The organism is Okibacterium sp. AC114 (assembly GCF_979253355.1).
The window spans coordinates 1,901,819-1,915,118 of sequence record NZ_CEEDBR010000001.1 but is presented as its reverse complement, the minus strand read 5'-3'; the positions used below and the strand labels follow the sequence as shown (position 1 = coordinate 1,915,118).

Below are 13,300 nucleotides of genomic sequence, written 5' to 3'. Positions count from 1 at the left end.
CGTGATCGAAGAAATCGACATCCGTGACCTCGGAGTCATCGCGCGGGCAACTCTGCCGCTCGGGCCCGGCTTCACGGCCATCACCGGTGAGACCGGCGCGGGCAAGACCATGGTCGTCACGGCGCTCGGGCTGCTGTTGGGGGAGCGCTCCGACAGCGGGGTCGTGCGGTCTGGGGCGAAACAAGCCAGCACGCAGGGGCGGTGGCTCGTCGCATCCGCCGGGCCCGTCGCCGAACGCGTGCGAGAAGCGGGCGGTGAGCTCGACGACGTCGACGACGGTCGGGCGGAATTGTTGCTGGGGCGCAGCGTGTCAGCCGAAGGACGCAGCCGAGCGACCGTCGGTGGTCAAGGAGCTCCCGTCGGCGTGCTCGCGGAGGTCGGGGCTCAACTAGTGGTGGTACACGGCCAGTCCGAGCAGATCCGGCTGAAATCGGTGGCGGCACAACGGCAGGCCCTCGACCGTTACGCCGGCGCAGAACTGCACACGGTGCTCGAGGAGTACCGCCACGTGTATCGACGGCTCAACGCCAATAGCCAGGAGCTCGACCTCATCGTCGAAGAACATGATCGTCGGCAGCGAGAAGCGGACGACCTGCGGCTCGCCATCGCCGAGATCGAGGCCGCGGCACCGCAACCGGGCGAAGACGCTCAGCTGACCGAGCGGGCGGAACGGCTGACGAATCGGGAAGAGCTGCGCATCGCCGCGGCATCCGCCCGGGAGAGCCTGTCGGCCGAGACGATCGACGCCGTGGATGTGACGGCACTGATCGATGGTGCGCGGCGGGAATTGGAACGCGCCTCGGCTCACGACAGCGAGCTTGCGGCGCTCGCGAGCCAGATCGAGGGCATCAGCTTTCAGGTGAGCGAGATCGCCGGGGAATTGTCGAGCTACCTGGCGGGCCTCGACGAAGACGGAGCGCGCGAACTCGAGATCATTCAGGAGCGGCGCGCGGAGCTCAACAGCATCGTGCGCAAGTACGGGCCGTCGCTCGAAGACGCCCTCGCCTTGCTCGAAACCGGAAGCGCGCGTTTGCTCGAACTCGATAGCGACGACGAGCGCATCGAACAACTGCGCAGCGATATTGCCGAAGACCAGCAGGTCGCCGACACCCTGGCCGGGCAGCTCAGCGCGCTGCGGCGCGACGCTGCGGCAGCGCTCGGCACCGCCGTGAGCGAGGAGCTCAGCGCGCTGGCCATGGCCGGGGCTCAGCTGGTGGTCGACGTGACGCCCACCGATGACCTCGGGCCCGACGGGCGGGATGCCGTCGCCATTCTTCTCAAGCCCCACTCGGGAACCGAACCTCGGCCTATCGCGCGCGGCGCATCGGGAGGTGAACTGTCCCGCGTGATGTTGGCCCTCGAGGTCGTGATCGCCGGGACCGACCCCGTGCCGACGTTCGTGTTCGACGAGGTCGACGCCGGAGTGGGCGGCGCCGCGGCGATAGAGATCGGCCGGCGGCTGCAGGAGCTGTCCCGAACGTCGCAGGTGATCGTCGTGACGCACCTGGCGCAGGTGGCGGCATTCGCGCACAACCACCTGAGCGTCGTGAAAGGGAGCGACGGGTCGGTGACGGCGTCGAGCGTTCGGCAACTCGAAGGTGACGAGCGCGCCGCCGAAATGGCTCGACTGTTGTCCGGGCTTGCCGACTCCGAGAGCGGACTCGCGCACGCACGGGAGCTTCTCGAGATGGCGCACGCCGCAACTGCATAGCGGGCCGGCGACCCGACTAACGACCAGCAACCAGCAACCAGCAACCAGCAACGCGGGATTGCGGCGGGCGGCCGCCGCCGCGGACGACGTTTTCGGCGACGGTTGAGGCCGCGTGACCCGAACCGGGGGAGTGGACGGTATCGGCGGCGGCCGGTCGATGATATTGTTGAAGCCCGTGGTGAATAAAACTAACGCGGGCACATCGAACGGCATTACCAAGCACATTTTCGTGACGGGTGGTGTCGTTTCTTCATTGGGTAAAGGGTTGACCGCAGCGAGTCTCGGCAACCTGCTCACGGCGCGGGGACTGCGTGTCGTCATGCAGAAACTCGACCCCTATCTGAACGTCGACCCGGGAACGATGAACCCGTTCCAGCACGGTGAAGTGTTCGTGACCGACGACGGCGCCGAAACCGACCTCGACATCGGGCACTACGAGCGCTTCCTCGACATCAACCTCAACCAGGCCGCCAACGTGACGACCGGTCAGATCTACTCGACCGTCATTGCCAAGGAACGCCGCGGCGAATACCTGGGCGACACGGTTCAGGTCATCCCGCACATCACCGACGAGATCAAGCGCCGCATGCGGCTGCAGGCCACCGAGCCCGCCGCCCCCGGAGAGCCGCTGCCCGACGTCATCATCACCGAAATCGGCGGAACGGTCGGCGACATCGAGTCGCAGCCGTTCATCGAATCGGCCCGCCAGATCCGCCACGAGCTCGGCCGTGCGAACTGCTTCTTCGTGCACGTGTCCCTCGTGCCCTACATGGGCGCATCGGGCGAGCAGAAGACCAAGCCCACGCAACACTCCGTTGCCGCCCTGCGCTCGATCGGCATCCAGCCCGACGCCCTCGTGCTGCGCAGCGACCGCCCCGTCTCGGACAGCAACAAGAAGAAGATCGCGCTCATGTGCGACGTCGACGAGGACGCCGTGGTCAACGCCATCGACGTGCCCTCGATCTATGACATCCCGACCATGCTGCACGACCAGAACCTCGACAGCTACATCATCGAGCACCTGGGCCTGCAGACCAACAACGTGGACTGGTCAGGCTGGGCCGACCTCATGAAGGCCGTGCACGAGCCCAAACACGAGGTCACCATCGGACTCGTCGGCAAGTACATCGACCTGCCCGACGCCTACCTCTCGGTCACCGAGGCGCTGAAGGCCGGCGGTTTCGCGCACGACACCAAGGTAAAGCTGCAGTGGATCCCGTCCGACGAATGCGAGACGACGGATGGCGCCGCCAAGGCCCTGGCCGACGTCGACGGCATCTGCGTGCCCGGCGGTTTCGGCATCCGCGGCATCGAGGGCAAGCTGGGCGCCCTGAACTTCGCGCGCAAGCAGGGCATCCCCGTGCTCGGCCTCTGCCTCGGCCTGCAGTGCATGGTCATCGAATACGCTCGCAACGAGGCCGGTCTCGCCGGAGCGTCGTCGTCGGAATTCGACCCCGACACGCAGTTCCCCGTCATCGCGACCATGGCCGAGCAGGTCGAGATCATCGCGGGCGGCGACCTGGGCGGCACCATGCGCCTCGGCCTCTACCCGGCTGCGCTCACGGCCGGCTCGATCGTCGCCGATGTCTATGGCTCGACCGAGATCTCGGAACGCCACCGCCACCGCTACGAAGTCAACAACCAGTACCGCCAGCAGATCGAAGAGGCCGGCCTGGTCTTCTCGGGCACGAGCCCCGACGGACACCTCGTCGAATTCGTCGAACTGCCGCGCGACGTGCACCCCTACTACGTGGGCACCCAGGCGCACCCCGAACTGCGTTCGCGCCCCAACAACGCGCACCCGCTGTTCGCCGGACTCGTCGAGGCGGCCCTCGAGCGCCAGAAGTCGAACCTGCTGTTCGACGTGAACCAGGACTAGGTTCGAAGCACACGAGAATACGCCGCCTGCTCGCTCTGCCACCGTTATCGGTGCCGGCGGGCAGGCGGCTTCTTCGACGGACGGGAACGAGGAGAGCGGCATGGGCGACAAGCAGCACGGCACGGCACCGGTGCCGACGGATGCTCACGGCGGCACGCCCCTGACAGACGACAGCGCCGCTGTGACGATCGTGTCATCGGAGACCGCCTTCACGGGCAAGGTGTGGAACATTCGCCGAGACGTCTTCGAGTACTCGGGGGAGTCGATCACGCGTGAATACATGGAGCACACGGGCGCCGTCGCCGTGCTCGCGCTCGACGACGAGGACCGAGTCCTGCTCATCAAGCAGTACCGGCACCCCGTGCGGGTGCGCGAGTGGGAGATTCCGGCCGGCCTGCTCGACATCGAGGGCGAAGACCCGCTCGTGGCCGCGCAGCGGGAGTTGGCCGAGGAGGCCGACCTCGAAGCATCCGAGTGGCACCTGCTGTCGGAGTTCGCGAGTTCACCCGGGGGGAGCGACGAGCTCATCCGCGTCTACCTGGCGCGCGGTGTGACAGCGACGCCGGAGGCATTCGACCGCACCGAGGAGGAGGCCGACATCGAGGTGCGGTGGGTTCCGCTCGACGACGTCGTCGACGCCGTGCTGGCGCACCGGGTGCAGAACCCGTCGCTGACGATCGGAGTGCTGACGCTTCTGGCCGTGAAGGAGCGGGGGCTCGACACGTTGGCCGACGCGCGGACGCCGTGGACGCGGCATCCGAAGCTCGGCGACAGTGCCGACCGGTGAGATGACGCTGCGGCGCGAGCTCGACCGGTATCTGCGGCACGTCTCGATCGAACGGGGCCTGTCGCCCAACACGGTGGCCGCCTATCGCCGCGACCTCGGGGCCTACCTCGACGCGCTCGAGGAGAAGGGCATCACCGAACCGGAGGCCGCAACCGAAGCTGTCGCGGCGGGTTATGCGGCCGAACTGGCCGCGCCGTCGGAGCATCCGCTGGCCTCGTCGTCGTTGTCGCGCAAGCTGTCGTCGGTGCGCGGATTCCACAAGTTCCTCGTCGACGAGGGCCTGACGACCACGGATGCCGCGCAGCGCCTCGCGCCCCCGAAACTGCCCAGCCGGCTGCCCAAAGCCCTCACGGTCGAACAGGTTCAGGCGCTGCTCGACGCGACGGGCGGCGACGAGCCGCAAGCCCTGCGCGACAAGGCACTGCTCGAACTGCTCTACGCAACGGGCGCGCGCGTGACCGAGGCCGTCAGCCTCAACGTGGACGACGTCTTCGACGAGGACATCGTGCGGCTGCGCGGCAAAGGTGACAAAGACCGCATCGTGCCGCTCGGCAGCTACGCCCGCCGCGCGATCGACGACTACCTGGTGCGGGCGCGGCCGATCTTCTCTGCGCGCGGTCAGGCGACGCCGGGCCTGTTCCTCGGGTCGCGCGGACAGCGGGTGTCGCGCCAGAACGCGTGGCTCGTCATCCGCCGCGCCGCCGAACGCGCCGGCATCACCGAGGAAGTGTCACCCCATACGCTGCGGCACTCGTTCGCGACCCACCTGCTGCAGGGCGGCGCGGACGTGCGTGTCGTGCAGGAGCTGCTGGGGCATTCCTCGGTGGCGACGACGCAGATCTACACGCTCGTGACCGCCGACACGTTGCGGGATATGTATACGACGGCGCATCCGCGGGCGCGGTAGGGGCGCGGGCCCAAGCGACGCGGGCGTGGCCCCGCCTGAGAAGCGTCCCGGCCCGCTAGAATCGGGGGCGGACGGTCTGCTGACAGACCCGACGAACGAGGAAAGACGAGGACTCAGCCAGTGGCGAAGAAGAACACGACTCAGATGCTGGATGGAATGCCCGAGACCCCGACGCTCGGCGCGACCGGACGGCCGCTGAGAGAGTTCGCCGAACCGCAGCCCCTCGCCCAGCACGGGCCCGCCCGCATCATCTCGCTGTGCAACCAGAAGGGCGGCGTCGGCAAGACGACGACCACCATCAGCCTGGGCGCCGCGCTCGCCGGCTATGGCCGCCGCGTGCTGTGCATCGACTTCGACCCGCAGGGCGCGCTCTCCGCCGGTCTCGGCGTGAACACGCACGACGCCATCACGATCTACGACCTGCTGCTCGGCTCGGCGAAAGACCCCAACGCCGCCATCCAGCGCACGTCGACCCCCGGCCTCGACATCATCCCCGCCAACATCGACCTGTCGGCCGCCGAGGTGCATCTCGTCAACGAGGTCGCCCGCGAACAGATCCTCGCCAGCGTGCTGCGCAAGGTCTCGGGCGACTACGACGTCGTGCTCATCGACTGCCAGCCGTCACTCGGCCTGCTCACCGTCAACGCGCTCACCGCGAGCCACGGCGTGCTCATCCCGCTCGAATGCGAGTTCTTCGCCCTGCGCGGTGTGGCGCTGCTCATCGAGACCATTGACAAGGTGCGCGATCGCCTCAACCCGGCGATTGAGCTCGACGGCATCCTGGCGACCATGTACGACTCCCGCACGCTGCACTCGCGCGAGGTGCTCGAGCGTGTGGTCGACGCGTTCGGCACCGATGTGCTCGACACCGTCATCGGGCGCACCGTCAAGTTCCCCGATGCCTCGGTGGCCGGCACGCCCATCACGCAGTTCGCGCCCGAACATCCCGCCGCGAAGGCCTACCGCCAGCTCGCCCGGGAACTGGTGTCCCGTGGCGCCGTCGCCTAGCGCGGCCGACGCCGACACCGGTTTTCGCGTAGCCGTCAGCGGGTTCGAGGGCCCGTTCGATCTGCTGCTGTCGCTCATCACCAAACACGAACTCGACATCACCGAGATCTCGCTGTCGAAGGTGACCGACGAGTTCATCGCCTATCTCTCGGCTCTCGAATCGGACAGTGACCTCGACGAGGCATCCGAATTCCTGGTCGTCGCCGCGACGCTACTCGATATGAAGGTCGTCGGGCTTCTGCCGCAGGGCGAACTGGTCGATGCCGAGGATGTCGCGCTGCTCGAAGCTCGTGACCTCCTGTTCGCGCGGCTGCTGCAGTATCGGGCGTTCAAGCAGGCGTCCGAGTGGTTCCAGGAGAACCTGCAGCGTGAGGCATCCCGGCATGCCCGCACCGTGCGACTCGAGGAGAAGTACCGCGCGCGCACGCCCGACCTCGTCTGGACGCTCACGCCCACCGACTTCGCGGCCGTCGCGGCGTTGGCCATGGCACCGCGCGAGATTCCGACGGTCGGGCTCAACCACCTGCATGCGCCGCTCGTGAGCATTCGCGAGCAGGCGGCCATCATCGTGGCCATGCTGCGCGACGGAGAACCGAAGACCTTTCGGCAACTCATCGCCGGAGCGGACCAGAAGGGCGTCATCATCGCGCGCTTCCTGGCGGTACTCGAGCTGTACCGCCGGGCCGCGATCGGTTTCGAACAGATCGAACCCCTGGGAGAATTGACCGTGCACTGGAGCGCGGAACACTTCAGCGACGAGAACCTGGCCAATCTGGGAGCCGACTATGACAACTGATCGAGACGTGACTGCGGATGTCGCGACGCCCGATGTTGTCGACCCGTCGGAGGGTGCCGACCGGCAGTCCGAGACGCAGCTCGAGCCGCAGCAGGTGAGCGCCGGAGCGCAATCCGAGTCGGCGCCCGAGCCCGTGACCGACCTGCCGCGCGCGCTCGAAGCCATCCTCATGGTCGCCGACGAGCCGCAGAGCATCGTGTCGCTCGCTACGACCGTCGGGCGACCGGTCAGTGCCGTGAAGCAGGCGATCGCGGCGCTCGTGCGCGACTACGACGGGCTCATGGGCGGGCCGAAACGCGGCTTCGAGCTGCGCGAGGTCGGCGGGGGCTGGCGCCTCTACGTGCGCGAGGAATACGACCGCATCGTGACCGACCACGTTCTCACGCAGAATCCGTCGCGGTTGTCACAGGCGGCACTCGAAACGTTGGCCGTGATCGCGTATCGCCAGCCGATCACGCGCAGCCAGGTGGCATCCATTCGCGCGGTCAACGTCGACTCGGTCGTGCGCACGCTGGCCGGGCGCGGGCTCATCACCGAGCTCTTCACCGACAGCGAGACCGGCGCCATCAACTATGGAACGACCGACCTGCTCCTCGAGCAGCTCGGAATCAACACGATCGACGAGCTGCCGCCCATATCGCCGCTGCTCACCGACGGAACAGAAGGGTTCGACAGTGACATTCGCTGACCACAACGGCACCGACGACGAGACGGCCGGCCGCGCCGACGACCACCGGGCAGAGGCCGAGCACACAGACCCCGGCCAGACCAACGCGGATCACGCAGACGCCGAGCAGAGCGACGCCGAACGCGGCGACGCGCGCGACTACGCGGATGCCGAGGTCGACGTCGAGCTCGACGGTTCGAGCTTCGGCGAGTACTACGACGAAGACGACGAGGAATACGACGCCGAGGCAGCCGAGCGCAAGGCCGCCATCGTCGAGCACACGGGTGTGCGCCTGCAGAAGGTCATGGCGTCGTCGGGTGTCGCCTCGCGGCGCGTCTCCGAAGACATGATCGCCGCGGGCCGAGTGCGCGTGAACGGCGAGGTCGTGCGCGAGCCCGGGCGCCGCGTCGACCCCGAGAAAGACGAGATCCTGGTCGACGGAACGGCCGTTCAGGCCGACACCTCGAAGCGATACATCATGCTCAACAAGCCCGTCGGTATCTACAGCTCGCTGCGCGACGAGCGTGGACGCCCCGACCTGAGCCGCTACACCGACGAGTTCGAGGAGCGACTGTTCAATGTGGGGCGACTGGACGCCGAGACATCCGGCCTGCTGATTCTCACGAACGACGGCGATATGGCGCACGTTCTGGCGCACCCGTCGTTCGGCGTGACCAAGATGTACATCGCCAAGGTCGAGGGGCGCATGACGCCGCAGACCATCGCGCGCCTGACCAAGGGCCTCGACCTCGAGGACGGCTTCATCGCGGCCGACAAGGCGCGGCTGCTCGACGCCTCGGCCGACGGTACGAGCCTCGTCGAGGTGACGCTGCACTCTGGCCGCAACCGCATCGTGCGTCGCATGCTCGACGAGGTGGGACATCCGGTCATCGATCTCGTGCGCCGCCGCTTCGGCCCGCTGCACCTCGGCACGCTCGCCCCGGGCCAGATGCGCGACCTGACTAAAGTAGAGATGAGCGAGTTGCTCACCATTTCGCGGCAGGCGGCGAAGGACACACCCGCCGGTGACGCCGCTGACGCGAACACCGACGACGCGAACACGGATGCTTCGGCCGACGAGTAGACCGCGTCGCCGAGTCTGAGAGACACCATGACCGATACCCCGAGCGCTCAGGCGCGCGACAACGCGACAGCCGAAACCGGCATCGCGCTCGTCGGCGACGGCTGGACGAAACCGGCTGGGCGCACGCGCGGTCCCGTTCGCATCGTCGGGGCCGGGCTGTTGGGCGCGAGCATCGGTTTGGCTTTGCGGGCGAACGGTGTCGACGTCGAGCTCGACGATGCGTCACCGTCGCAGCTGCGGTTGGCCGTCGACTACGGAGCCGGGATTGCAGCCGTCAGGGCTGACGCGGGGGCCTCGAAAGGTCGTGACGCAGACGGCGCCGAGATCGACCCGTCGGCATCCGCATCTGCTGCAACATCCGAGCCTGTAGCGATCGTCGTCGTGTGCGTGCCGCCCGATGTCACGGCCGATGTCGTGGAACGCGAGCTGGCCGCGCATCCCGAAGCGGTCGTCACGGATGTCGCGAGCATCAAGCTCGAGCCCTACCGCACGCTGCTGTCGCGCGGCGTCGACCTGACCCGCTACATCGGCTCGCACCCCATGGCCGGTCGCGAACGCGGCGGAGCCATCTCTGCGCGCGCCGACCTCTTCTACGGGCGCCCGTGGGTGATCTGCCGCGACCACGAGACCCCCACCGATCTGCTCGCGCTCGTCGAAGGCTTGGCCCTCGACCTCGGCGCAACGCCCGTCGAGATGACGCCCGAGGAGCACGACCGCTCGGTCGGACTGGTCTCTCACGTTCCGCAACTCGTCGCCAGCCTGCTCGCCGCACGCCTGCGCGATGCCCCCGACGCCGCCGTGCGCTTGGCCGGTCAGGGTCTGCGCGACACCACGCGCATCGCGTCGAGCGCCCCCGAACTCTGGGTGCAGATCCTCGGCGCCAACGCGGCACCCGTCGTCGACGTGCTGGATGCCTTCGCCGACGATCTCGAACAGGTGACCGAGGCTCTGCGCCATCCGGATGCCGCCGGCTCGCGCCGCCGTGTCGCCGAAACCATCGCCGCCGGCAACTCGGGTGTGGCGCGCCTGCCCGGCAAGCACGGCCAGGACCGTCGCTTCGACAGCATCGTCGTCATGGTCGACGACGCCCCCGGCCAGATGGGCCGCCTGTTCACCGAGTTCGGCGAGATCGGCGTGAACATCGAAGACCTGCGCCTGGAGCATTCTCCCGGCGCCCAGATCGGGCTGGCCGAAATCTCGGTGCTGCCCGAAGTGACAGAACGAACCATCCGCGATCTGGAAGCGCGCGGCTGGCGGATTGCGAGTATCTGACCTATGACCGACATGATCGTGGCCATCGACGGGCCCGCCGGAAGCGGCAAATCCAGCGTGTCCAAGGCGACCGCCGCGCGCCTGGGCTTCGACTACCTCGACACCGGTGCCGCCTACCGCGCGCTGGCGTGGTTCGCCCTCGCGTCGTCGCGCGACACCGCCGACAGCCAGCAGGTGATCTCGCTGCTCGTCGATTTCGACTACGAGATCGGCACGAACCCGGGGGAGTACTTCGTGCGCGTCGGCGAGGACGACGTGACCGAGGCCATCCGTGAACCCCGCGTCACCGCGGTCGTCAGCGATATCGCCCGTGTGCCCGAGGTGCGTGCATTCGTGACCGAGCTGTTCCGCTCGATCATCCGCTCGTCGCCCGCCGCGGGCATCATCGTGGAGGGCCGCGACATCACGACCGTCGTGGCACCCGACGCCCCCGTGCGCATCCTGCTGACCGCGTCGCCCGAGGCCCGCATGGCCCGGCGCGCGGCCGAAGTGACCACCCAGACGGCCGAAGATGTGGCCGCTCAACTGCACAAACGCGACAGCGCGGACTCGCGCGTCGTAGACTTCATGACGGCTGCGCCCGGCGTGACGACCCTGGATTCGACGGACCTCGACTTCGAGGGAACCGTTCGGGCAGTGGTCGATGTGATCAACGGCGGCACCCCGCCGAACAAGGAGAAAAACCATGGCTGACTTCGAAGAACCTCTGGAGTCGGACGACTCACTCGCCGAGCGTCTCGGCACGCTCGACGACGACCTGGCCACCCAGCGGGCCAACGCGCTGCGCTCGGGCCTGTCCGACTACGACCTCGATGACGAAGACTTCGATCTGCTCGAGGCCGTCACCGACGATCCCGACGCGATCACCTACCTGCCGGCGCTGCCCGTCGTCGCGATCGTCGGCCGCCCCAATGTGGGCAAGTCCGCGCTCGTGAACCGAATCCTCGGCCGCCGCGAGGCCGTCGTCGAGGACACCCCCGGCGTCACGCGCGACCGCGTCACCTATAAGGCCGAATGGAACGGACGCCCGTTCTCGCTCGCCGACACCGGTGGCTGGGAGCCCGACGCCAAGGGCATCGACGCGTCCGTCGCCATGCAGGCCGAGGTCGCCATCGACCTGGCCGACTCGGTCATGTTCGTGGTCGACGCCAACGTCGGGGCCACGAGCACCGACGAGCAGGTCGTGCGCATGCTGCGCAAGGCCGGCAAACCCGTTTTCCTCGTCGCCAACAAGGTCGACGACGTGCGCCAGGAGCCCAACGCCGCTGCGCTGTGGTCGCTCGGCCTGGGCGAGCCCCTGCCCGTCTCGGCCCTGCACGGCCGCGGCGTCGCCGACCTGCTCGACACCGTGCTCGAGAAGCTGCCGCTCATCTCGGCCGTGGCCAAACAGGAAGTGGGCGGGCCTCGTCGCGTCGCGATCCTCGGCCGCCCCAACGTGGGCAAGTCGAGCCTGCTGAACCGCGCCGCCGGCGAAGAACGTGTCGTCGTGAACGAGCTCGCGGGCACCACGCGCGACCCCGTCGACGAGCAGGTCGAGATCGCCGGCAAGGTGTGGCGCTTCGTCGACACCGCCGGCATCCGTCGCCGCGTGCACCTGCAGCAGGGTGCCGACTTCTATGCGTCGCTGCGCACCTCGGCCGCACTCGAGAAGGCCGAAGTGGCCGTCGTCATGATCGACGTCTCGCAGGCCATCAGCGAGCAGGATGTCCGCATCATCGACCTCGTGCTCGAATCGGGCCGCGCGCTCGTGCTGGCCTTCAACAAGTGGGACCTGCTCGACGACGAACGACGCCGCTACCTCGAGCGCGAGATCGAACAAGACCTGGCCCACGTGGCCTGGGCCCCCCGTGTGAACATGTCCGCGCGCACCGGCCGCCACCTCGAGAAGCTCGTTCCGGCCCTCGAACTTGCGCTCGAGTCGTGGGACACCCGCATCCCCACGGGCAAGTTCAACGCGTTCCTCGCCGAACTCACGGCGGCGCACCCGCACCCCGTTCGCGGTGGCAAGCAGCCGCGTGTGCTCTTCGGCACGCAGGTCGCGTCGCGCCCGCCGACATTCGTGCTCTTCACGACCGGGTTCCTCGACCCGGGCTACCGTCGCTACATCCAGCGACGCCTGCGCGAGATCTACGGCTTCGAGGGCACGCCCATCGTGGTCAACATGCGCGTGCGCGAGAAGCGGAAGCGCACCTAAGCGATGACCCGGGACTCCGGCGACGCGTGGGTGGAAGGCCCCGGCGGCATACGCCGTTGGGGCGTCTACGGCGCTGCCGGGGTGCTGGTGTTCGACCCCGCGAGGGGCGTGCTGCTGCAGCACCGTGCCGAGTGGAGCCACTTCGGTGGCACGTGGGCCTTGCCGGGCGGAGCTCGCCATCAGGGTGAGTCGGCCGTCGACGGCGGCCTGCGTGAGGCGGCCGAAGAGGCTGCCGTGCCGCGCGATGGCGTGCGGTTGCGCTCGGCCATCGTCGTGGACCTCGGGTTCTGGAGCTACACGACCGTGATCGTCGACGTCGTGCGGCCGTTCGAGGCCGTCGTCGCCGACCCCGAGTCGATCGAGCTGCGGTGGGTGGCTGTCGACGATGTCGAGGGTTTGCCGCTGCATCCGAGTTTCGAGGAGGCGTGGCCGACGCTGCGTGCGCTGCTCGGCGAACGGACGACGCTCGTGGTCGACGCCGCCAATGTGGTGGGGTCTCGGCCGAACGGGTGGTGGAAGGATCGGGCGGGCGCGACATCCGCTCTGCTCACGCGCATCGAGGATGCCGCGGCGGGCGGGTTCGATCTGGGCGATGGCGTTGTTCGCTGGCCGCGGGTCGTGGTCGTTGTCGAAGGGCAGGCCTCGAGTGTGGCCGAGACGTGGACGGGTGATGAGGCGCGTGAAGCGTTGTTGCCGGCTGTCGAGGTGCCTGTTGCCGAGCGGGATGGCGACCAGGCGGTTGTGGATGTCGTGGGGGAGCTATTGGCGGATGCGGATGCGGATGCGGGCGCGAGCGTGGTGACCGTGGTGACCGCTGATCGCGAGCTGGTGGAACGCGTCGAGATGCTCGGGGCGACAACGCTCGGGCCCAGCGCGTTCTTGCAGCTGCTCGACCCCGTCGAGGCCTGAGAGCTGGACGCTGCCGAGGCCTGAGCGCCCGGCCCGAGCAGCCCGATCGCCGCGCGAGACGTTCAGCGCGCGTTCATGCGATTGCC

General features: G+C 68.1%; 12 protein-coding genes. All 12 read left to right on the top strand.

Annotated elements, in window-relative coordinates:
- Nucleotide 1: 1 nt before the first annotated feature.
- Complete coding sequence (recN, locus tag ACZ6IE_RS08950; RefSeq protein WP_464607651.1) at nucleotides 2-1,711, top strand: DNA repair protein RecN; 1,710 nt, start codon at nucleotides 2-4, stop codon at nucleotides 1,709-1,711.
- A 157-nt stretch (nucleotides 1,712-1,868) separates the two neighbouring features.
- A complete protein-coding gene (locus ACZ6IE_RS08945; protein WP_464608619.1) occupies nucleotides 1,869-3,590 on the top strand; it encodes a CTP synthase in 1,722 nt (573 codons plus the stop codon).
- Between the two features lie 100 nt (nucleotides 3,591-3,690).
- Entirely contained in the window at nucleotides 3,691-4,377 is a 687-nt protein-coding gene (locus ACZ6IE_RS08940; RefSeq protein ID WP_464607650.1) for an NUDIX domain-containing protein, read from the top strand.
- 1 nt (nucleotide 4,378) lies between these two features.
- The gene (gene xerD, locus ACZ6IE_RS08935; RefSeq protein WP_464608618.1) at nucleotides 4,379-5,284 is read left to right on the top strand and encodes a site-specific tyrosine recombinase XerD; all 906 of its coding nucleotides are present in this window, start codon (nucleotides 4,379-4,381) and stop codon (nucleotides 5,282-5,284) included.
- Between the two features lie 144 nt (nucleotides 5,285-5,428).
- Nucleotides 5,429-6,292, top strand: coding sequence for a ParA family protein (locus tag ACZ6IE_RS08930; protein ID WP_077053870.1), 864 nt, complete (start codon nucleotides 5,429-5,431; stop codon nucleotides 6,290-6,292).
- Entirely contained in the window at nucleotides 6,276-7,088 is an 813-nt protein-coding gene (locus ACZ6IE_RS08925; RefSeq protein WP_464607649.1) for a segregation and condensation protein A, read from the top strand. The genes ACZ6IE_RS08930 and ACZ6IE_RS08925 overlap by 17 nt, the downstream gene beginning before the upstream one ends.
- Nucleotides 7,078-7,776, top strand: coding sequence for an SMC-Scp complex subunit ScpB (gene scpB, locus ACZ6IE_RS08920; RefSeq protein WP_464607648.1), 699 nt, complete (start codon nucleotides 7,078-7,080; stop codon nucleotides 7,774-7,776). Before ACZ6IE_RS08925 ends, scpB begins: the two co-directional genes overlap by 11 nt.
- A gap of 247 nt (nucleotides 7,777-8,023) precedes the next feature.
- Nucleotides 8,024-8,839, top strand: coding sequence for a pseudouridine synthase (locus ACZ6IE_RS08915; RefSeq protein WP_268794192.1), 816 nt, complete (start codon nucleotides 8,024-8,026; stop codon nucleotides 8,837-8,839).
- Nucleotides 8,840-8,866: 27 nt separating this feature from the next.
- On the top strand, nucleotides 8,867-10,111 hold the full coding sequence (locus ACZ6IE_RS08910) for a prephenate dehydrogenase (protein ID WP_464607647.1): 1,245 nt from the start codon (nucleotides 8,867-8,869) through the stop codon (nucleotides 10,109-10,111).
- 3 nt (nucleotides 10,112-10,114) lie between these two features.
- Complete coding sequence (gene cmk, locus ACZ6IE_RS08905) at nucleotides 10,115-10,804, top strand: (d)CMP kinase (RefSeq protein WP_464607646.1); 690 nt, start codon at nucleotides 10,115-10,117, stop codon at nucleotides 10,802-10,804.
- Nucleotides 10,797-12,305: a ribosome biogenesis GTPase Der gene (der, locus tag ACZ6IE_RS08900; protein WP_464607645.1), complete on the top strand. Its 1,509-nt coding sequence runs from the start codon at nucleotides 10,797-10,799 to the stop codon at nucleotides 12,303-12,305. Before cmk ends, der begins: the two co-directional genes overlap by 8 nt.
- A 3-nt stretch (nucleotides 12,306-12,308) precedes the next feature.
- Complete coding sequence (locus ACZ6IE_RS08895) at nucleotides 12,309-13,214, top strand: NUDIX hydrolase (protein WP_464607644.1); 906 nt, start codon at nucleotides 12,309-12,311, stop codon at nucleotides 13,212-13,214.
- Nucleotides 13,215-13,300 lie beyond the last annotated feature (86 nt).